Genomic DNA, 21,040 nt, shown 5'->3' on the forward strand with positions numbered 1-21,040 from the left:
AGTTTCCATGTGAATCAGAAGCCCGACTCGCGCACCAGCACGGCCGTGGCGCGGCGCCAGGCGCGCGCCAGCAGGCTTTCGGCCTCGCCATCGATGATGGCGGTGCCGCGCAGGGCCTGCAGGCGTGGCAGGGCCGTGGCGGCGTCGCTGGCGGGGCGCAGCAGGATGCGGTAGACCGCGTGTTCCGGCGTCAGGTCCTGCGCATCGGCATCGGCCCGGTGGCTGGGCGCTGGCGCGCGCACCGCGGCCAGTCCGCCGCCGTGCACCGCGGCCAGTCCGCCGCCGTGCACCGAGGCCAGCTCCGGCGCGGCGGACAAGCGCCGCGTGGCCGTGGCGGCAATCTCGTCCACGCGCAGGTCGATGGCGCCGACGCCGGGATCTTCCGGCAGGAAGCGCGCCGCGCCGTCCCGGTGCAGGCGATGCAAGTCTTCCTCGGCGGCGTAGGCTTCCACTACCGCCTGTCGTGGCGCGGCCAGCGTGGCCAGCCATTCGCCTTCGCCCACCCATTCGCCGGCGGCCAGCGGCTCGGCCAGCTCGGCGACGGTGCCGTCGAACGGGGCGCGGATCGTCAACTGCGCTTGTTGGCGCGACAGCACGGCATAGCGGTCGCGCGCGGCCTGCAGTTCGCGCTGCGCCACGGGGACGGCCGCGCCGCTATCCTGGCGCATCGCCTGAAACGATTGCTGCCATTGCAGCACGCGGATGCGCTGGGCCAGACTGTCGCGTTCGTGCGCCAGGTCGGGGGCGTGCAGCGTGAACAGCGCATCGCCGGCTTTCACCGTCATGCCGGGCAGGGCATCGATGCGGTCGATCCGCGCGCCGGCAGGGGCCACCAGCCGTGCCTGCTCGGCCGCGCGCAGCAGCGCGGGCGCTTCCACGCGGTTGCGCCAGGGCACCGCGGCGGCCAGCACCAGCAGCAACGCGATGCCCGCCGTGATACGGGTGCGGCGGTTCCAGTCCGTGCCGTCCCGGGCCGTCAGGCGTTCGCGCCACGCGCGCAGTTCGGTATAGATGGGGCGCAGCACGAAGGCGACGATTTCGATGGCGAACAAGACAATGCCCAACACTTTGAACGCCATGTGATAGACCAGCACGGCGATGCCCAGAAACAGGAAGAAGCGGTACACCCACACGCAGAACGCATACACCAGCAGCGCGCGCTCGCGCCAGGGCGCGAACACCTCGGGCCGGGGATCGCCCAGGGCGAACAGCCATTCGCGCAGCCGCCAGCGGCCCAGCGCGAACGCGCGGTTCTGCAGATTGGGGACGTTCAGCGCGTCGGCGATCAGGAAATAGCCGTCGAAGCGCATCAGCGGATTCAGGTTCACCGCCAGCGTCAGCAGCCAGGTGGTGGTGGCAAGTGTGAAGGCCGTGCTGCGCAGCATGCCGTCGGGCAGGAAGCTCCATGCCAGCGTGGCCCAGGCGGCCAGGGCGGTCTCGGCCAGCATGCCGGCCGCGCCGATGGACATGCGCCGTCTGCGGCTGGCCAACCGCCATGCACCCGAGGTGTCCGTGTACAGCACCGGCCACATCACCATGAAGGCGACACCCATGGTCGCGACGCGGCAGCCATGGTACTTGGCGGTGTAGGCATGGCCCAGTTCGTGCAGCACCTTGGTGGCGGCCAGCGCCAGGCCGGCCGTCAGCGCGCCTTCCAGCGTGAAGAAGTGCAGGAAGGTGTGCAGGAACTCGTCCCACTGGCGGGCGGCCAGGAACAGGCCCAGCAGGCCGGCCGCGGCGGTCAGCAGCGTGAAGCCGCGTGTGTAGAACGTTTGGCGCACCCACGGCAGCGTGCGCGACAGGAAGGCGTCGGGCCGCACCAGCGGGATGCGGAAGAACAGGTAGTGGTGGATCAGGCCCTTCAGCCAGTGGCCGCCGCGCCGCGCCTGGGCTTCGCGGCGGTAGCGCGCGATGGCCTGCGGGCCGCGCGCCTGCACCAGGCTGTTGGCCTGCAGGAACTGCGCGAAATCGTTGACGTCGTCCACGAGCAGCGGCAATGCGGTGTCCGTGGCGATCGCGCTGGCGATGGCCCGGGCATCGCCCAGGTGCCAGCGCGCCAGCATCTCGGCCTCGGCCCAGCCGATCTGGAAGAACTGGGCGCGGCCGGGATCCTCCAGCGTCCAGGCGGGCGAGCCGTCGTGATTGCGGGGGGCCTCGTGCAGCAGCAGTTCTTCGCGTAGCGGTGGCAGCGGGGCCGCCTTTTGCGGTGCCGCCGCGCTGGCGGCCATCCCGGCTGCTCCTCCAGCAGCCGGCATCGGCGTGGCGGACGGCGTCATACGCCCAGCCACACGCGCAGGCTGGCCAGCGGACGGCGCAGCAGATAGGCGAACAAGGGCGTGCGCTGGCCATACAACTTGGCCGTGCCCTTCAGCCCGATGCGCGGCGCGGGATCCTGTTCATCGACGCCATCCAGCCGCGCACGCACGCGGTAGGCTAGGGTGCCGTCGGACGTGGGGCTGGCGCGATAGCCCACGCGCAGCAGCGTCGCCGGCAGCGGCGAGGCCGGCGCGGCGTTCAGGAACAGCCGCACGTCGGCCTGGTCGGGCAGATCGATGGCGTCGGCCACGGGCAACTGGATTTCCAGTTCCGCGTCCTTGGGGTCGGCTACCAGCATGATGCGCTCACCCAGCGCCACGGGCTTGCCGACCCAGTCGGCGGGGTCGTCGAACAGCGCGATGCCATCGCGCTCGGCGTGCAACTGCGTGCGGGCCAGGGCCTGCTCGACGTAGTCGACGTCGCTGGCGGCCTGGCCGCGCTTGCCCTGGGCCAGCGCCAGCGCGGCCTTGCTGCGCTCGTCGTACAGGGCCTGCTGCTGGGTCTGGCGCAACTCGGCGTCCGCCACGGCCAGCGACTGGCGCGCGGTTTCCAGCTTGGCCGTCAGTTCGCGGGCATCCAGCGCGGCCAGCAACTGGCCCTTCTGCACGATCTGGTTCGGCGCGACGGCGATCCGGTCGACCACGCCTTGCAGCGGGGCGCGTACCGCCATGGGCGCGCGCGCCACGATTTCGGCGGGCGCCAGCACCGACTGGCGCACCGGCACCGCCAGCAGCAACAGGGCCGCCACGCCCAGCGCCAGCCACCAGCGCGAGCGGCCCTTGCCATGGCGCAGCCGCGCCCACCATGAACCCGGCCCGCACGGACGCGCCGAGGCGGGCTGCAGGGCCCGCCAGGCATGCGCATAGGCATCGGCCAGCACCGACAGCACGGTGGTTTCACGGGGAGCCCAGGGCGTGTCGCGCACCAGCAGCAGGGCGGCGCTGGGCGCGGCCGCTTCGTCCAGCGCCAAGGGCAGCAGCCAGGCGTGGGGCGGCAAGTGTTCCGACCACATGGCGTGTTCGTTCGCGTCGGGCGCCAGCGTGCCGGTCCGCGCGCCGCCATCCTGGCCTATCCGGCGCGCCAGCAGCGCGGCCAGCCAGACGTTGAACGGCGCGTTGCGTTCGGGCACGGCCAGGCCGGACAGGGCTTCTATCACGCCGTCCGCGCCATTGCCCGCCCGCCACAGCACCGCCTGGCGATAGGGCGCCAGGGCGTGCGTGTCGTTGACCATCAGGAACGCCAGGTCCTGCGTGGTGGCGCAGGCGCGTGCGCGCTGTTCCAGCTGCAACAACGTGGCCAGCAGGGTTTCGCGCGGGGTATTGCTCATGCTTGCCTAGGGGGCCGAGAGTCGGCGCCGCGATTCAAAGAGGGATTCAAGGTTTGGGCGGATCGATGCGCACGTTGCCGCTCATGCCGGGCAGCAGGTCGGCGGCAGTCTTGCCGTCCAGGCGGCCCACCACTTTCACCGACTGGCTGACCGGATCGACCGTGCCGGCGATGCGCGCCACCACGGCCTGGTAGGTGCGGCCCGTCTCGTCCACCGTGATATGCATCGGATAACCGGTCTTCAGCCAGGCCAGCCAGCGCGAGGGCACGATGGTTTCCAGCTCGAAGGCGCTGTTGTCGTAGATGCTCAGCAGTTCCTTGCCCTCGGCCACGCTTTCCAGCGGGCGCACGAAGGCCTCGCCGACGCGGCCGGCATAGGGCGCGGTGACGGTGCAGCGGTTGACCATGACGCGTTCCACGCCGGTCTCGGCGCGCGAGACGGCGACGCCGGCGCGGGCCTGGTCGACGTCGGCGCGGCTGATCGACGACAGCTTTTCCAACTGCTCGGCCACCGCCAGCTTCTTGTGCGCGGCGCCTTCGGCCTGCACGGCGCGCTCCAGGCGCGCGCGGTTCAGCGCGCAGTCGTACGAGATCAGCACATCGCCTTTCTTGAAGGACTGGCCGTCGCGAAACGGCACGCTGGCGATCTTGCCGGCCAGCTCGCTGGACAGCAGGGCCCGCTGGCTGGCGACCAGCTGCGCGCGCGCGCTGCCGGTGTCTCCCATGGCGGACATGGGGGCCAGGACCGAGGCCGCGTAGGCCGGAGGCATGCCCGCCGCCGCGGGCGGGGCGTCAGGCGTCTGGGCCTGAGCCGAAGCGTTCAACGCCAGGCAGGCCAGGGCGGCCTGCGCCACACTGGCGCGCAGCGTGCCGGGCAAAGCCCGGCGGGTATCGCGCAAAGGCATGGTCCGGGCCTCAGCGCACATTGACGGATTGCGTTTGCACCGCGCCGGCCGGCACGGCGGTCGCGCTGACGGCCGTGGGAGCCACGGATTGCCTGGCGCCTGACAGCGAACCCAGGCTGCTCCACGGCGTGCCCGTGACCGTGCGCAGTGCGGTTGCGCGGGGTTTTGGGGCGGGCTCGGCCACGGCGACGGTCACCGGCTCGGTGGCGGCCGACGCCGCCTGGATCCCAGCGGAGTTGGCGTCGGCCTGCAGGCGCGGCACGTCGATGTGGCCGCGTTCGATCTTGCGGTTGGTCTCGGCGATGTCTTGCGCCAGGCTGGCCAGCGTGTCGCCGGTGATGCGCTCGGGCAGGGGATCGATACCCGCGGCCTGGTAGACAGTGTTCTGCGCGTTGACCAGTTCGGCGTAGCTGAGATCACGCGCCCGGGTGGCCAGCAGGGTCTCGACCTTGGCCCGCACCAGTTCCAGGTGCGTCTCGGCATTGCTGCGCGCGGCGTTCTCGGTCTGCACCTGGATGGCGTCCTGCAGGCGCGACAGTTCTTTGGCGCGCTGGAAGGCGGCCTCGGCGCGCTGGCGTTCCAGCCAGGCGATGTGCACCTGGCTGAGCACGCTCATGCGCAGGGCCTGGCGGCGCAACTGGGCGACGTCCTCGCGCGCTTCGCCGGCCCGGTTGATGGACGGCAGCGACAGCAGGCCCAGCAGGTTCCAGCTGACCTGCACGCCGGCATCGGCCCAGTTGTTGTTCACCAGGTACTTGTTGCTGTCGTAGTTCAGGCCGCCGAACAGCGAGGCGTTCGGGAACAGGCGCAGCAGCGACATGCGGGTTTCCAGCACGGCATTGCGGGCCAGGTAGCTTTCCTCGCGCAGCTCGGGGCGGTGCACCATGGCCAGTGCTTCCAGGTCGTTCAGCTCGTAGGCCAGGCGCGGCGCGTCCTGCTGCGCGGCATCCGGCGCGGCCAGTGTGAAGTCGGTGGCCGGTGGCAGGTTCATCAGCGCGGCCAGCTTCGCGCGGGCCTGGGCCAGGTCGTTGTCCAGCGCTTCCGTCTGGCGCACCATGTTCAGCAGATCGCGCTGATAGCGCAGTGCCACGATGGGGGCGACCAGGCGCTTCTGTTCGGTCTGACGGGCGTAGTCCAGCGTCTGGCGGGCCTCGGCCAGCGTCGAGCTGACCTGGCCCTTCAGGCGTTCGGCCGTCACTGCGTTCCAGTAGGCGGTGCGGGTCTGGCGGATGATGTCGGCCACCACGCGGCGGCGGCGCTCCTCGGCGGCCAGCGCCTTGTTGCCCTGCGCCTTGGCGCCGAAGTAGCTCAGCCCGAAGTCCAGCACGTTCCAGCTCAGTTGCAGGTCGGCGCTTTCGCCATGGCGCTCCTGGCTGGTCGAGGGCACCAGCGACTGCGTGCCGGTGCTCAGCGACTCGCTGGATGAGCCGTAGTCGTTGCTGCGGGTGCGCAGGCCGGCGCGGGCGGTCAGCTTGGGCAGCATGCCCTGCTTCTGCACGTCGACCAGGTTGTCTTCCAGCGCGCGCTCCATCAGCGCCAGGCGCTGCTGCAGGTTGTACTTCACGGCGCGGGCGATGGCCTCGTCCAGCGTGATGGGACCGGTCACGGGCTCCTGCGCGGCGAACATGGCGCCGCGGTCGCTGCGGTCCAGCTGCAGCAGGTCCTGCGTGCTGAGCTGCTCGGGCGGGGCGACGGCGCAGCCGGCCAGCACGGCGGCGGCCCCCACGGTCAGGGCGAAGCGCACGCTGCGGCGCTTGGAGGGCATCTCGGAACGATCGAGGGAGGTCATGTCGGTGATCAGCTTTCTACGGTGATAGAGGGGGCCTGGCGGACGCCGGCGGACAATTCGGATGCGAGGGCGGGGTGGGCCGGTGCGGGGTCGTCGCCCAGGGCGGCCAACAGCTGGTACGCCTGGGCCAGGATGTCCTGCGCGGCGCTCTGGCGCAGTTGCAGGGTCAGGGCGGGCTTGTGGTCGGCGGCAGATCCGTCGTCATGCGCCTGCGCAGCGCGTTCCGCCAGCGGGGCGATCGGTGCGGCCAGGCCGTGGCGCTCGGCCGAGACGGCGATGGGCACGGAGATCTGCCTGCCGTCCACGGTGCGCACCACCAGTTGCAGCGACAGGTCGATGGCGCCGGTGCGGCCTGGTGCGACGATCACGCCACGCGCGGTATCCAGGCGCACGCCGGCGGGCAATGCGCTGCCGTCGGCCATGCGCAGGGCAATCGATGCGATCGGGCTGTTGCTGCGCACCAGGCCGGCGGGCAGCGTGAACACCTGTCGGTTGCCGTCCCGGTCGTAATGCCACGCGCCTGTCACGGGGCGGTCGGGGCCTGCCAGCGGCGCGGCGCCGGGACCGGCCAACGCGATCAGGGTCGTGGTCTTGCCATCGGCGGTGCGCATGGCGTCCAGCCCGCGGGTCCAGCGGTCGTCGCGTTGCAGCGAATCGGCCAGCAGGTCGTCCAGGACGGCCGACGAACCGGGAGCGGCGGTTTCTGCCGCATCGCCGCCTGCGCCCAGCGGGGCGGAGCCGACGGCGGGCCTCGGCACGGCGCCAGTCGGGCGGGCCACGCTGTCACGCCATCCGCGTTCCTGTTCGGCATCGCGGCGGGTCGTGTCGTGCGGGTAGACCGGAGGTTGCATCAATGGCTGCGGCGCAGGTGCGTCGGAGGGTTGCGGCTCGGGATCCACGGGCTGCGGATCGGTTCCCGGGTTCGCGCCAGGATCCGTGCCCGGGTCGGTACCCGGATCCGTGCCGGGATCCGGATTCGGCTCCACGCTTTGCGCCACGACTTCCAGCACCAGCGCACGCGAGACGGCGGCGCCCGAAGGGTCGGTCGCCCGGATCGTCAGGGTGTACGTGCCTGCCGAAGCGGCCACGCCCTGGATGGTGCGCGTGTCCGCGTCGAAGCCCAGCCCTTGCGGCAGGCCGTCCACGGTCCACGCCAGGGCGTCGCCGTCGGCGTCGGTGAACAGGTCTTCCGGCAGGACGTAGCGGTAATCGCTGCCGGCCTGGGCCTGGCCAGGCGTCAGGTCGATGCCGCTGTCGATGGGTTCGGTGTTGGGTGGTTCGGCTACGACCAGCGTCAGCGTGCGCGACGCCGTGGCGCCGCCGGGGTCCGTCACGGTCACGGTCAGCGTGTAGCTGCCGGCCGCCAGGGCGCTGCCCGTGAGGGTGCGCGTATCGGCGTCGAAGCCCAGCCCTTGCGGCAGTCCGTCCACGGTCCACGCCAGCGTATCCCCGTCTTCGTCGCTGAACAGCGATTCGGGCAGCGTCAGTGTGTAGTCGCGGCCCTGGAATGCCTCGCTGGGGGTATAGGGAGTGTCGCCCGGTTGCGGGGCATGGTTGGGCTCGACGGCGTCGATCTGCACCGCATAGGCGGCGCTGTCGGCCTCGCCGTCGTTCAGGCGCAGCGTGATGGTGCGCGCGCCGCCCGTGTCGCCACCCGCGGCGTAGCCGACGCGATGCAACAGCGCATTGGCCTGCGCGCTGGTCGTGGCGGCCGTGAAGCGCAAGATGGCCTGCGTGCCGTTCTGTTGCAGCGTGGCGATGGCATTGCCGTCCAGCAGCACGGTGGTGCCGTCCGACGACAGGGCATAGCCGTCACCCGCCAGCAGGCTGAAGCGGTCGCCCGCCTGGCCTTCGAACACGATGCTGGCGCCTTGGTAGTTGCCCGCGCCGTTGGCGGCGGCATCCAGTTCGGCGTCGCTGATCTTCAGCGTGGGCGCCAGCGCGACGGGATCGCCGCCCAGTTCGCTGACCGGCTTGCCGACCGGCGCAGCACCCAGCACCTCGATGGCCTCGCCCAGCACGATCACGCCGCCATCGGGCAGCAGCACGATGTGACCCGCGCCGGCCATGCCGTCCTGCGAGGCCAGCAGTGCGCCGTTGGTCGTGGCGTAGTAGTTCATCGAACCGCCGGCCAGCGTGGCGAACAGCGCGCGGCCGTCGGCGGTCAGGGCGATGTCCTGGATGTCCAGGCCGCTGGCGAGCACGCCCGCGTGCGTCAGGGCGCCCGTGGCGGTATCCAGGCGGAAGGCGTCGATCTGCGAGCCGCTGGCCACGAAGACCGTGCGGCCGTCCTCGCTGACGACGATATGCTGCAGGTCGCTCAGCGACACCGTTTCGCCCGCGGCGTCGGGCTGGTTGTGGGCCGCCCAGCCCAGCAGCGTCAGCGTGCCGCTGTCGTCGCGCTGGTAGACGATCAGCGCGGCGTTGGACGACGCGGTCGCCACGAAGACCAGGTTGTCCTGCGCGGTGATGGCAGTGGGCGACCACAGGTAGGGCGGGCTCCACAGGCCGCTGTCCATCGCGCCGACGTAGCTCAGCGCGCCGGTGCTGGTGTCGCGGACCAGGGTCAGCACCGTGTAGGCGTTGAGCACATACAGGTTCTTGCCGTCCGCCGACACGGTGAGGTCGCGCAGATCGAACATCGCGCTGCCGTCCACTTCGTACACGCTGCTGATGGCGCCGCCGTAGGTCAGCGTGCCGTCCGATGCCACGCCGAACCAGGCGATCTGGTTGCCGTCCTTGCGCAGCGCATACAGGCTCTGGCCGTCGGCCGACAGGCGCAGCTCTTTCACGCCGTCCAGGCCGTTGCCCGCGGCGAAGACCCGCACCAGGGTCAGTTGGCCGGTGTCGGCATCATGGCTGAACAGTGCGATGGCGCCGCTGTCGTCGGCCACGTACACCTGCCCGCCATCGGCGGATGCCACGCTGGACGTCAGGGTTCCCAGCCCTGCGACGCCGGCCAGCTGCTGCAGGTGTGACAGCTCGCCCAGCGACAGCACCGGGTCGGCCACGATCTCGGGCAGGTCGTTGACGGCGGTGATGTCGATGTCGAAGGCCATCGCCGCCGACACCAGGCCGCGCTGGTCGGCCAGCGTCACGCTGACGGCCAAGCTGGCCACCGGGGCGTCGCTGCCGTTGGCATACGTGATCTGCCGCAGCGCGTTCTGGACGTCCGCCTTGGTGGGGATGGCGCCGTTGGCGTCGGTGAAGGTCAGCGTCAAGGTGCCGTTGGCGATGGCGAAGGTGCCGATCACCTTGCCGTCCTTCACCAGGTCGTTGCCGCTGCGCGTCAGGCCATTGCCGTCGGAGAAGCCCAGGCTGTCCGCCGTGCTGGCGCCGGTGCCCAGCGCCACCGTCATCACGCTGCCGTGATAGTTGCCCAGGCCGCCGTTGAAGGCGTCCATCTGGGCATCGGACACCGATGCGCCCGGGGCGATGAGGATGGCGTCGGCCTGCTCGGTGTAGCCGATGTCCGCCGCGCCGCCCAGAATGGGGGCGGTGTTGGCCTGGGCGGCCGGCGCCAGGTGGACGATGGCCGTGCCCGTGTAGGTGGACAGATTGTCGCCGCCGTCGTTCTCGCGCACGTTCACGCCGATGGTCACGTCGCCGGTCGTGGCCGTGCCATTGTGCGAATAGGTCAGGCTGTCGATCACCTGCGCGGCCCGTTCGGGCGTGTTGCTCAGGTACAGCGTCACGGTGACCGTGTCGCCGTCGATCCGCACCATGTATTGCAGGCCCGTGCCGGTGGACTGCACGCCGCTGGTGGCCGTGCTCAGCGAGATGCGGCCGCCGTCCGCGCCCAGCACGTCCTGCCCGCTGGCCGGGCTGACCGTCACGATCACCTGCCAGATGGTCTGATCGGCCTCCACCGTGTCGATGGTGGTCCCGTCGAACAGCTTCACCGGCTCGCCTTCGGCGGGGTAGGTGGGCGACAGCGGCGTGGTGTCGATGACGGGCGGGTCGTTCACGCCGATCAGCGTCACGTCCGCGGTCATGCTGTCGCTGTTGCCGTCGCCATCGTCCAGCGTCATCACGAAACGCGCCTGGTCGCCGTCGTGGGTGGGATCGGCGCTGGTGTTCAGGTAGGCGATGTGGCGCAGCACCTGCTGGGCGTCCGCCTTGCTGACGCTGGCGGTGAAAGTCACGGTCAGCTTGCCGTCGGCCTGTGCGAAGCTGGCGATGGCGGTGCCGTCGCGCAGGATCCGGCCGTTCTCGGCGTCCAGCGTGAAGCCGTCGCCTGCCAGGAAGCCGAACTGGTCCATCGCCTGGGCGCCGCCGTCGCGCTCCACGACGATGCTTGCGCCCTGGTAATCGCCTGCGCCGCCGTTGCCGGCGTCCAGTTGCGGGTCGGCCAGCGTGCCACCGGGCAGCAGCGCCACGGCGTCGCCGCCTTCGGTATAGGTGGACGATGCCGGCGCCAGGTCCACGACCATCAGGCCGTCGGTCCAGCTGAATCTTCCGGCCAGATACAGCTGTTTGCCGTCCGCGCCGAGGCTGGCGCCGCGCAGCTCCTGGATGGTGTTGCCGCCCAGGCTGGACAGCGTGCCGGCCAGCGTCGGCTGACCCTCCGCGCCCAGCGCGTACAACGCGATCCCGTCCGCGCCCATCACGAACAGCAGCTTGCCGTCCGGCGACACGAGCAGGTTGTCGGCGCTGCCGGTCAGCGCCGTGTCCGCCACGGCAGCCAGCGCGCCTTGCGCGCCCACCGACAGCGTGTGCAGCACGCGGTCCGTGCCGTCGAAGTCGATGGCATACAGGGTCTTGCCGTCCGGCGACAGGATCAGCGAAGACGTGTAGTAAAGCTGATCTTCGGCTGGCGATTGGCCTTGCGCGGCCATCACGAAGCTCAGCGTGCCGTCTTCAGCCACGCGGAATACGCTGGCCAGCGTGCTGGTGCCCGTGGTCGCCACGAACAGGTAGTTGCCGTCGGCCGACAGTGTCATCGCGCCGGCGTTGTCCAGCGGCAGGCTGGCGTCTTCGGTGTCGGCCAGCGTCTGGGCCAATGCCCACACGCCATCCTGGCCGCGGGTGTACACCAGCAGGCTGTTGCCCGCGGTGACGTAGACGTGGCCGTCGGCGCCTGCCAGAACGTCGCGGATCAGGCCTTGGGATTCGATCAGTTCGCTGCCGATGCTGCCGGACGCGCTCAGCTCGCCGCTGGAGGCGTCGCGGGTGAACAGAGCCACGCCCTGATTGCTCAGCACGTAAACGGTGGCGCCGTCGGCCGACAGGCGCACTTCCGTGGCGCCGCCCAGCGCGGCCAGCGTCCTGGTGTCCAGGGTCTGCACGATGCTCAGCGTGCCGTCCTCGGCGCGCTGCAGCACGTGCAGGCTGCTGATTTCGATCTCGCTGAACGTCTCGCTGTCCCACTGCGTCGTGGTCCGCACGACGTAGACGAGATCGCCCGAGGCGACCGTGCTCTGGATGCCATCGAACAGGCCGTTGTAGTTTTCGTCCTGGGGCGAGAGCAGATCGTCGTAGACGATGGTCCCGCTGTCGGCGCCAAGGGCAGGCGCCTGGGCTTGCACATGTATGGTGGCCGTGATGTCCGGCGATGCGGTATCGGCGCCGCCGTTGGCCGTGCCGCCACTGTCGCGCACGGCGCTCAAGGTCACGGTGCGTTCGCCCGCCGTGCCGTTCTGGGCGGCGTTGGCGTAGGCCAGTCCTTGGACCAATGCCGCGGCGGCGTCGGGGCCTATGCCGTCCGCGCGGGTCACGGTCACCGTGGCCGTGCCGTCGGCCACGGCGATGGTGTAGCGGTAGCCGTTGGCCGCGGTGACGCCGTTGCCGGCCACCAGGGCGATGAGCTCGCCATCGATGCGCAGCGTCTCCGCCGCGCCATCGCGCAGGCCGCCCACCGTCAGCGCCAGCGACGTGATGGCCTGGTCCGGCTCGACGGTGGAGATCGCGACGTCGCCGAATAGCGCCACCGCCGCGCCGCCCAGCCCCTGGGTGGGCTCGGCGGGCGTGGCGGTGGCCACGGGGGCGTCGTTGACGGCCGTCACGGCCAGCGTCACCGTGAAGTCGGTGGTGATGTAGGTGTCCTTGACGCCGATGCGCAGCGCGATGCTGGCGGGTGGTACGTTGCTGGTGTTCGTGTAGGTGATCTGTTGCAGCACGTGATTGGCCGTGGCCGTGCTGGTCTGCGCCGTGAAGGCAATGGTCAGCAGGCCGCCGTCGCTGGTCAGCGTGGCGATGGCCTGGCCATCGAGGAAGATCACGCCGTCCCGCAGGGCCAGGCCGTTGCCTTCGGCCAGGCCGAACCTGTCCTCGGCATCGGCGCCCGTGGGCCGGGACACCGAGAGGACTGCGCCGTTGTAGTCGCCCGCGCCGCCGTTCAGGGCATCGTACTCGGCATCGGCCAGGTGCAGGCCGGCGGCCGGCTTCAGCGTGCCTTTCTCGGTATAGGCCAGCGTCACGTCCGGGGTGACGCGGACCACGCCCAGGCCGCCGGCGGTGAAGAAACCGCCACCGTAGATGGAGGTGCCATCCGCCGAGACCGCCATGCGGTAGGCTCGGCCACCGATACCCGTCACCGTCTTCACCAGCGTCGGCTTGCCATCGTCGCCGAGGTCGTAGATCAGGATGCTGCCGACGTTGTTGCCCACGTACAGCGTGCTGCCATCCGGCGACAGTGCCAGGCCCCAGACTTGGCTAGCCGACAGCGAGCCCACCTGGGTCAGCGTCTTGGCGTCGTGGTCGTATTGCAGGGTCAGGATGCTGCCGGGAGACCCTGTCGAGACATAGATGTAGCCGGCATCCGAGATGGCGATGCCGCGCACGAAGTTCGACAGGCCCATGCCGGTGAAGGCGCCCGCCAGCGTCAGGGTGCCGTCCGGCCCCGCGCTGTAGATCATCATGCGGGAGTCACCAGCGACGTAGACCGTGCCCTGGCTGTCCACCGCCAGCGCCGTGGCGCCGTTCGTGCTGCCATACCCATCGCTGTGCGTGTCGGCCAGAACCGGTACGCCATCCGCGCCCAGCGTGAATGCGTACAGATTGCTCCTGGAGATGGCGTACAGCGTCTTGCCGTCGTCCGACAGCACGATCTGCTTGGGCTGTTCGGTGCCGACCACGGTGCTGTCCTGCGTGGCGGCCAGGGTACCGTCGGCATTCACGTCGAACACGGTGAGGACATAGCTGCCCGCCGCGTTCTGGCCGACCAGGTACATGTGCGCGCCGTCGGTGGAGTAGGTCGCGTAGGTTCCGCCGATCAGGCCGTTCACCTCGATGCCGTTGGCGGCATTGCCGTCGTCCGCGGCGCCTTGCACGAACTGCTGCAGCAGGGTCAGCTTGCCCGTGGCGGTGTCGCGCTGGTAGATGCTCAGGACGCTGTTTCCGCCTGGCGTGATGGCGTGTCCCAGGTTGGGATTGCTCACCACGGTCAGGATGGTGTCGCCCTGCGAGAGCGTCAGGCTGTAGACGGCGTTGCTGAAGCCGCTCAGGCCACCCTCGGCGGTATAGGTCAGCAGGCTGTCGTCGGCGCTCAGCGCGGGCGGCGCGTTATCGGCTTCGGCCGGTGTCACCACGCGCAGGTCCACCGTGTGCTGCGCCGTCAGGCCATGCTCGTCGGTGACCGTGATGGTGATGCGGTAGTCGCCCATCGTGGTCGGGGTGCCGCTCAGGGTGCGCGTCGCGGCGTCGAAGGCCAGGCCCGCCGGCAGCGTCGAGGTGCTCCAGGTCAGGGTACTGTCGCTGTAGAGGCTGTCGGGATCGCGGAACATGTCCGCGTCCAGCGTCACGCTGTAGCCGGCCATGTCCACGCCTGCCAGCGGCAGCGACGTGGGCGCGCTGTCGCTGACCTGCGGCGCGCGGTTGGCGATCTGCGCCACGTCCAGGTTCAGGGTCATGGAGGTGGTGGCGCCATAGATGTCCGTGGCGGTGATCGTCACGGCGTAAGCGCCAGGCACGGTAACGGTGCCCGAAATGGTGCGCGTGGCGGGGTCGAAGGTCAATCCTTCCGGCAGGCCCGACACGGCCCAGCTCATCGCATCGCCATCGGCGTCGGTATAGAGGCTGGCGGGCAGGGTGACGCTGTAGGCGGTCTCGGTGGTGGCCTCGTCCAGCGTGTACCCGGCATCGGCCTGCGGCGCGGCGTTCAGCAGCAGGGCCACGGACAGGGTGTTGCTGTCCAGCGCACCGTCGCCGCTGCGCACGGTCAGCATGATCAGGCCGCTGCGTGCGGCCGCGGCATGGCTGTAGGTGACCTGGTGCAGCACCTGGTTGGCGACCACCTTGCTGGTGGCCGAGGTGAAGGTGATGGTCAGCGTATCGCCGTTGCGGGCGTAGGTGGCGATGGCCGAGCCGGCCAGCATGATGCCGTTGCCCGACAGGCTCAGGCCGTTGCCCTCGGCGAACCCGAAGCTGCCGCTGTCCACGCTGGCGGTGATGGTGATGCTGGCGCCGTTGTAGTCGCCCGCGCCGCCGTTCAGCGCGTCGTAGTTGCTGTCCGACAGCGTCAGGCCGTCGGCGAAGGGCAGTTCGGCGCCAGCCTGCAGCCCTTGTACGCTGCTGTAGCGCGCGACGCCGCCGCCCGCCACCAGCAGCGACAGGCCATCATGAGAGACCGCGATGTCGTTGCCGCTACCGCTGCCGGCCAGCGTGGTCAGCAGTTGCAGCGCGCCGTTGGCGCCGATGGCGTACACATTGACCGAGCCGCTGGCGGTGCTGGCGTACAGCAGGGTGCCGTCCGGGTTCAGTGCCACGTTGCGCAGGCTGCCAGGCGTCTGCGAGCCGATCAGACTGAGCGAACCGTCCTGGATCTGGAAGGCATGGATCGCACCGGTCGAGGGGTTGCCGATGTACAGGTACTTGCCGTCGGCGCTGGCGGCCATCGAGTAATCGGTGGCCGTGTAGCCCGTGCCCACATTGGCCACTGCCAGGTTCTCAAGCATCGTAAGGAGACCGCCCTCGCCGCGCTGGTAGATGCTCAGCGCGTGCGGGCTGCCCATGTACAGGACGTACACGTAGTCACCCGCGGTGGCAATGACGCCGCTGCGGCCGTTGCCGTTGCCGACGGCTCGGCCGATCACGGTCAGGTCGCCCGTGGCGGCATCGCGCTGGTAGATGACGACGTCGTTCCACTGGGTGCCCACGTACAGGTAGGCGCCATCGCCCGACTGGGTCATGCCGCCGTTGATGATGCCGTTCTGCGAGGCGATCGAGGCGGCATAGCTCAGCGTGCCGTCGTCGGCCACGCGCAAGTGCACCACGTAGCTGTCGTCGTTGCTGGACGTCGTGTAGAGGGACTTGCCGTCCTCGCTGACCACCATGTGGTTCACGGTGTTCAGATCGTCGTGCTTGAACGTCTGCAAGGCATGCAGCGCGCCTTCGGCATCCACGGTATAGACCTGGATGCCGTCCGTGCCGGCGACGTAGGCGAATTTGCCGTCGTTCGAGTAGGCCACCTCGGTGGCATTGCCCAGCTCGCCCAGGGACAGCGAGTCACGAGCGTCCAGATGGCCATCGCCCGTCAGCACGGGCGCCACGTTGATGGTGCTGGTGATGTTCACCGTGGCGCCGATGTCCAGGTCGGCCACATCGTTGCCATCGTCGCTCAGGCTCTTCAGCAGAACATTGACCGTACCGCCTTCCACCGTGCTGTCCAGCGCGCGGTAGGCCATGCTGTCGATCAGGCCGGCGGCGCCCTGGGGCGTGTTGCCGGTCTCCGACGAGGCGATGGTGAAGGTGATCGTGGTGCTGCCGTCTCCACCCACCTGCACGGTGTAGACATAATGGTTGTTGGCCGTCGTGCCGCCGCCGGCCGTCAGCGTGATCTCGCTGCCATCGGCCACCAGCGCCTGGTTGGCGCCGCTGCGGTCCAGGGTCACGACCAATTGATTCAAGCCATCCTGCTTGCCCGTGTCGGTGTGGACGGTCACGCCGCTGAACAGGTCGACGGTCTGCGCGGTGCCGTGGTCGTCGATGGTGACGCTGGCGGCGGCGCCATCGGCGGTCACGCCGGGCTTGGTGTCGGTGGCGTCCACCACCTGGGCGACGGTGGCGGTGACGGCCGCGTCCAGCAGGAAGCGGGGTTCCAGGGCCAGGGCCTGGCGGCGTAGCGGGGAGGGGCGGCGTGCGGTCATGGCAGGCGTATGGGGATGAGGCAAGTTGGGCTTATTCGATCAGCGTGGTCAGCGAGGCCAGCTGGCGCAGTTCTTCGGCGATCTGGTCCAGGCGGTCTTGTATGGGACCCTCGGAAACCACGAAATCCCGGCCGGACAGGTAAGTGATGTCTGAGCCTTTTTCGGCGCATACCGCCAGGCCGGGGCCGGCGATGCGTCGGAAGTCCGAGGCGCTGCGGATCTGGCCGTCCTCGTCCCGGGCTTCGTCGCTGCCGGTCACGATCAGGAAGAAACGCAGCCGGTGCGCACGGAAACTGGCGCACAGGTTGGCGAACCGCTCGGTGATCAGGGCATCGCCATTGCCGCAGGCCCCGCCGCTGGTGCCGCTGTTGGCGGAGCAGCCATCGGTGGGCTCGCCGACTTCGTTGTTGTAGGCGTCGGAGTCGAACCACCTCTGGCCTGTCGAGTTGATCAGCATCACGATGGCTTTCACCCGATCGCCCTGGCCGTCGTCGAAATCCTTGGGCAGGTCGTCGGGCAAAGCCCAACCGGAGGCGCCGCGGAACGAGGGGGCCAGGGACATCGCGCTCCATCCCATGGCGATCGCATAGTTCACATTGAAGCGGGTGGACATCTGATCCAGCCGCTGGTCGATCCTGCTCTGGTCGTTGGTCAGGGGCAGCAGGGCCGCGCTGGGGCAGCCGCGGTCGGCGACCATCCAACGGGTATCGTTCACGCCGGTGGCCTTGCCGAAATCGGGATTCGGGCCTACCCATCTGATCGGGGGCGCGCCGGGACTGCCGTTCTCGGGCAGATCGTGGCGGTAGTACACCTTGAACGCGCTGGAGGGGGCCTGGTCCCAGAAGTAGTTCTGGCCGCGGTTCAGACCCCGGTACATGCACAGCAGGTTGGCGCGCCGGTCGGGAATCCGGGGGTCCGCCAGACTGCCGTAGCCGGAGCGGAACAAGGAGGTCAGCTCCACCGGGTTCAGCGCACCCGCCATGGCCCAGTTGCGCAAGCGTCCGCTTTGCTGCGCGTCGTACACGTTCACGGCCTGGCTGAACGGCACCAGCGACAGCCAGGTGGTGTCGGTATTCTTCAGCATGTTGGCCGAGAAGGATTTGGCCAGCCGGCGCAGCGCGGCCAGGTTGGCGGCGTCTTCCGTCAGCGTGTTCGGCAGCGTCAGCGCGATCTCCAGGCTGACGTCGCGGGATATTGCGGAGGAATGCACCGACACCGACTGCTCCGAGAAGCTGGCCAGCATGGGCGAGGCCTTGAACGTGGCCGTCACGCGGGCGCCCGCCGTGCCGTTCACGGTGATGGGCTCCGCCTGCACGCTCAGTTCGCTGCCCACCTGTTCGTCGTCCAGCCCCAGGTTGCTGGCCACATAGCGTTCGGCGATGCCCTGGATGTCGGCCTGCCGGTCCTTGGCGCGGGCCATCGAGGCGGCCAGCGCGGCGGCATCGGTGGCGCGTTTCAGTTGGGAGGCATCGGCGGTCATGCGCACGCCGTCCGAAGCGAAGGCGGCCAGCGCCACGGCGCCGCCGATCAGCAGCAGCAACAGGATGGCCGCGGCGCCGTCCTGGCGGCCGGGCGAGGTTTCTGGGCGTCGGATCTTCATGACTGTGAGTCGGTTCGGGCCAGGCCGCTGCCGTCGCTTTCGGCCTGCAGCGGTTCATCCAGCGTGATGGCCGCGTTCGTGGCCGGGAACAAGGTGTCGGTCTGCAGCATGTCGGGCAGGACCAGGCCGGAGAACAGTGAAACGTCGCCGGTGCCGCGGCACGAGCGGACCACGATCATCGAGGGCGCGGCGGTGTCGTCGCCGCGCCGGCTGTCGTCGGGCAGCGTGCCGAGATACTGGCCGCCCGCGGCGGGCGCCTCGCACAGGCCTTCGGCGCCGCCACGGGTCACGCCCCAGGCGACCGTGCCGTCCAGGCGCACGCTCAGCAGATACATCAACTGGTCGTTCTCGTGGCCCTGCATGGCGATCCTGGCCAGCTCGTCCAGGCCGCCCTGCGTCAGTTCGCGTTGTGCCGCCAGGTTCACCGCCACGACGCCCGCGGTGCTTTCCAGGCGGATGCGTTCGGTATGGATGCGCTGCATGTCTGCGCCCAGCAGTCCCGCGCCGATCAGGATCGGCAGCGCCAGCGCGGCCTCCACGGCGAAGGCCCCGCGCTGGCGGCGCCGTGCGGCGATGCGCGCGCGACGGGCGCCGATCATTGCGCAGCCTCCGTATTGGTCTGCGGCAGATAGGCCAGCACCTGTTCGTAGCGGTAGCGGAACGCGCCGCTGTCCACGCCCAACAGGCGCGGCAACGGGGTGATGAAGTTCTTGCGGATGTCGACCGAGATGCGCCACGCGGGCAGGTTGGTGGTGCGGTTCTGGTTCTCCGCCTCGTTGGACGACGCCGTGCCGCCCATGGCGTCCAGCGAGGTGTAGCGCTCGATTTCCACCGTGGCGATGTTGTCGTCGTCCAGGTAGTTGTGCGAGGCCGCCACCATGCGGTCGCGCAGCAGCGATTCCATGCTGGCGCCCTGCAGGCCGCCGCCGCTCTGGTTGTCCTGCCTGAACTGCTGGATGGCGCGGTCCAGGGCGCCCGCGCCCATGTTGATGGTCAGGCCGATGTTGGCCAGCTCCATGAACATCATGGCCGCCGCGATGATCACGGGCAGCACGTAGGCGGCTTCCACCGACAGCGCGCCGCGCTGGCGGCGCCGGAAACCAGAGCGTCGATCAGCCACGGCCATCCTTCTCCTGGGCGCGCAGGGGCAGCAACTGGCGGCTGGCCGACAGCAGCTCTTCGGCCACCGAGGCGCCGCCGCGGATGCGCTGGCGGTGTTCGGCGAAGGCTTCGAGCGCATGCTGCGCCTGGGCCTCGCCCATGAAGCTGCCCAGCGTCTGGCGGGCGCGCGGCTCGTCGCCCTGCATGGCCTGGGCGAACGCCAGGTTCAGCTTCAGCGTGGGCATGCGCGAGGCCTCGGTCTGCGACAGCAGGCGCACTGCCTGGGCGGCATCGCCGCTGGCCAGATGCGATAGCGCCAGATTGTTCAGCACCCGGTTGTCGGCGGGATCCAGTTCCAGCGCATGCGCCAGCAGCTTGCGGGCCTCGTCGTGCTGGCCGCGCGCGTCCAGCAGCACGCCTTTGGCGTTCAGCGCCGCGATGTTGTCGCCGTCCGCCTTCAGGGTGCAGTCGAAGTCGGCCAGGGCAGCGTCCGTCTGGCCCAGCGCCATGCGGGCGCGGCCCAGGCCGTTGCACAGGATGGCCGTGGCGGCGGGCGTCAGGCTGGTGCCGGTCTCGTTGATGGCGCGCCGCGTGCGGCCGTACAGCGCCAGGCTGTCTGCCGCCGGCTGCACCTGCGCCGCCACGCTGGCGTACTCCAGCATCTGCAGCGGTTTCAGGTTGCCGCGTTGCTCCAGCTGGGCATAGATGCCCGCGGCGGCTTCGAAGCGGCCCTGGTCGCGCAGCAGGCGGGCCAGTTTCAGGCCCTCGGACGTCACCTCGGCCGGATCGCTGGCCGCGCGTGGCGCGGCGGGCGTCTGCCCCGTGGCGGTGGCGGGCACGTTGCGCGTGCCGGTGCCAGGACCGGAGTCGGCCTTGATGGTGATGCCGCCGCAGGCCGTCAGCGTGGCCGTCATCAGGCAGGCGGCCAGGCGCTTGCCCAGGCGCGGGGTCAGGAGGGAAGCGATTTGGGTGTTCATTGCATCAGGGTCCGGATGACGCGCATCAGCGCGGGAGTGGCCACGATGGCGACCACCGGAGGCAGGATCAGGGTCATCAGCGGCACGCTGAGCTGGGCGGGCAGCTTGCCGGCTTTCTCTTCCAGCTCCAGGATCAGGCGGCTGCGGCTTTCCTCGGCGATGGTGCGCAGGGCTTGCGCCAGCGGGGTGCCGTAGCGTTCGGCCTGGATCAGCGAGCCGACCATGCTTTCGATGGACGGCACGCGGGTGCGCTCGGCCAGGTGGCGCAGCGCGGCGGCGCGGTCCGGCAGCAGTTGCAGTTCGGCGCTGGTATAGGCCAGTTCGTCGGCCATGGCCGGCGCGCTGAAGGCCAGTTCGCGCGACACCACCTTCAGGATGCGCGGGAAGGGCAGGCCGGCCTCGGCGCAGATCACCATCAGGTCCAGCGCGTCGGGCATGCTGCGCGCCAGCGCCTCGTGGCGGCGCGCGGCGCGCGTCTTCACCAGCAGTTCGGGCAGCAGCGTGCCGGCGAACAGCGAAATCAGGCCGATGGCCAGTCCGGTCAGGCCGAAGCGGCTTTGCGGGCTGGTCAGCAGCCACAGGGCCAGGCCGCAGAACAGCACGCCGCAGCCATACTTCGCGGCCATCAGCAGGCCGATGGCCTCGGTGCGGCGCCAGCCGGCCTGGGCCAGCAGGCGTTCGTTGGCGGCGCGGTCCTGCGCCGTGCCGGACAGCTTGTCGCCGAACGCCGCCGCGGCCCGCAGAACGGGAGACAGCGGCGAGCGGTCGTCCAGGGCGATCGACACGGTGGCCTGCGGGGTGGCGCCGCCGCCATCGGCCGCGCCCAGCCGCGCGTGCAGCGGATTGCGGCGCGACTCGGCGCGGGCCAGCCAGACGACCAGCGTCAGGCCGGCCAGGAAGATCAACAGCAGCAGGGGAGCCAGGGGATCGGAGAACATAGG

The 21,040-nt window shown here is 70.0% G+C and carries 10 protein-coding genes; all 10 read right to left on the reverse strand.

The features are described from left to right. Positions 1 to 14: 14 nt before the first annotated feature. The 10 genes from A6745_RS26605 to A6745_RS26650 are packed head-to-tail and all read right to left on the reverse strand — an operon-like array spanning position 15 to position 21,037. A complete protein-coding gene (locus A6745_RS26605) occupies positions 15 to 2,228 on the reverse strand; it encodes an HlyD family secretion protein (protein WP_082853314.1) in 2,214 nt (737 codons plus the stop codon). Between the two features lie 44 nt (positions 2,229 to 2,272). Continuing rightward, positions 2,273 to 3,643 (reverse strand): efflux RND transporter periplasmic adaptor subunit, encoded by a 1,371-nt coding sequence (locus tag A6745_RS26610; RefSeq protein WP_066134297.1) that lies wholly within the window; start codon positions 3,641 to 3,643, stop codon positions 2,273 to 2,275. 46 nt (positions 3,644 to 3,689) lie between these two features. After that, positions 3,690 to 4,547 carry an efflux RND transporter periplasmic adaptor subunit gene (locus A6745_RS26615; RefSeq protein ID WP_082853315.1) on the reverse strand — a complete coding sequence of 286 codons (858 nt, stop codon included), beginning with the start codon at positions 4,545 to 4,547 and terminating at the stop codon, positions 3,690 to 3,692. Between the two features lie 10 nt (positions 4,548 to 4,557). Continuing rightward, complete coding sequence (locus A6745_RS26620) at positions 4,558 to 6,336, reverse strand: TolC family protein (protein WP_231886095.1); 1,779 nt, start codon at positions 6,334 to 6,336, stop codon at positions 4,558 to 4,560. 8 nt (positions 6,337 to 6,344) lie between these two features. After that, positions 6,345 to 16,421, reverse strand: coding sequence for a putative Ig domain-containing protein (locus A6745_RS26625; protein ID WP_066134300.1), 10,077 nt, complete (start codon positions 16,419 to 16,421; stop codon positions 6,345 to 6,347). A gap of 31 nt (positions 16,422 to 16,452) precedes the next feature. After that, a complete protein-coding gene (locus A6745_RS26630) occupies positions 16,453 to 18,021 on the reverse strand; it encodes a hypothetical protein (RefSeq protein WP_066134303.1) in 1,569 nt (522 codons plus the stop codon). Continuing rightward, a complete protein-coding gene (locus tag A6745_RS26635; RefSeq protein ID WP_066134306.1) occupies positions 18,018 to 18,620 on the reverse strand; it encodes a hypothetical protein in 603 nt (200 codons plus the stop codon). Before A6745_RS26635 ends, A6745_RS26630 begins: the two co-directional genes overlap by 4 nt. After that, complete coding sequence (locus A6745_RS26640) at positions 18,617 to 19,141, reverse strand: hypothetical protein (protein WP_231886096.1); 525 nt, start codon at positions 19,139 to 19,141, stop codon at positions 18,617 to 18,619. The genes A6745_RS26635 and A6745_RS26640 overlap by 4 nt, the downstream gene beginning before the upstream one ends. Next, positions 19,134 to 20,099, reverse strand: coding sequence for a tetratricopeptide repeat protein (locus A6745_RS26645; protein ID WP_066134313.1), 966 nt, complete (start codon positions 20,097 to 20,099; stop codon positions 19,134 to 19,136). Before A6745_RS26645 ends, A6745_RS26640 begins: the two co-directional genes overlap by 8 nt. Next, positions 20,096 to 21,037 (reverse strand): type II secretion system F family protein, encoded by a 942-nt coding sequence (locus tag A6745_RS26650; RefSeq protein ID WP_066134314.1) that lies wholly within the window; start codon positions 21,035 to 21,037, stop codon positions 20,096 to 20,098. Before A6745_RS26650 ends, A6745_RS26645 begins: the two co-directional genes overlap by 4 nt. Positions 21,038 to 21,040: the final 3 nt, after the last annotated feature.

Origin of the sequence: Bordetella ansorpii (assembly GCF_900078705.1) — a bacterium.
Taxonomy (GTDB): Bacteria; Pseudomonadota; Gammaproteobacteria; order Burkholderiales; family Burkholderiaceae_B; genus Bordetella; species Bordetella ansorpii_A.

What these genes read in the sequence shown, in the direction of transcription:
- A6745_RS26605 (WP_082853314.1), bottom strand. Translation starts at nt 2,228, where the DNA reads ATGGCCGCCAGCGCGGCGGCACCGCAAAAGGCGGCCCCGCTGCCACCG.
- A6745_RS26610 (WP_066134297.1), bottom strand. Translation starts at nt 3,643, where the DNA reads ATGAGCAATACCCCGCGCGAAACCCTGCTGGCCACGTTGTTGCAGCTG.
- A6745_RS26615 (WP_082853315.1), bottom strand. Translation starts at nt 4,547, where the DNA reads ATGCCTTTGCGCGATACCCGCCGGGCTTTGCCCGGCACGCTGCGCGCC.
- A6745_RS26620 (WP_231886095.1), bottom strand. Translation starts at nt 6,336, where the DNA reads ATGACCTCCCTCGATCGTTCCGAGATGCCCTCCAAGCGCCGCAGCGTG.
- A6745_RS26625 (WP_066134300.1), bottom strand. Translation starts at nt 16,421, where the DNA reads ATGACCGCACGCCGCCCCTCCCCGCTACGCCGCCAGGCCCTGGCCCTG.
- A6745_RS26630 (WP_066134303.1), bottom strand. Translation starts at nt 18,021, where the DNA reads ATGAAGATCCGACGCCCAGAAACCTCGCCCGGCCGCCAGGACGGCGCC.
- A6745_RS26635 (WP_066134306.1), bottom strand. Translation starts at nt 18,620, where the DNA reads ATGATCGGCGCCCGTCGCGCGCGCATCGCCGCACGGCGCCGCCAGCGC.
- A6745_RS26645 (WP_066134313.1), bottom strand. Translation starts at nt 20,099, where the DNA reads ATGAACACCCAAATCGCTTCCCTCCTGACCCCGCGCCTGGGCAAGCGC.
- A6745_RS26650 (WP_066134314.1), bottom strand. Translation starts at nt 21,037, where the DNA reads ATGTTCTCCGATCCCCTGGCTCCCCTGCTGCTGTTGATCTTCCTGGCC.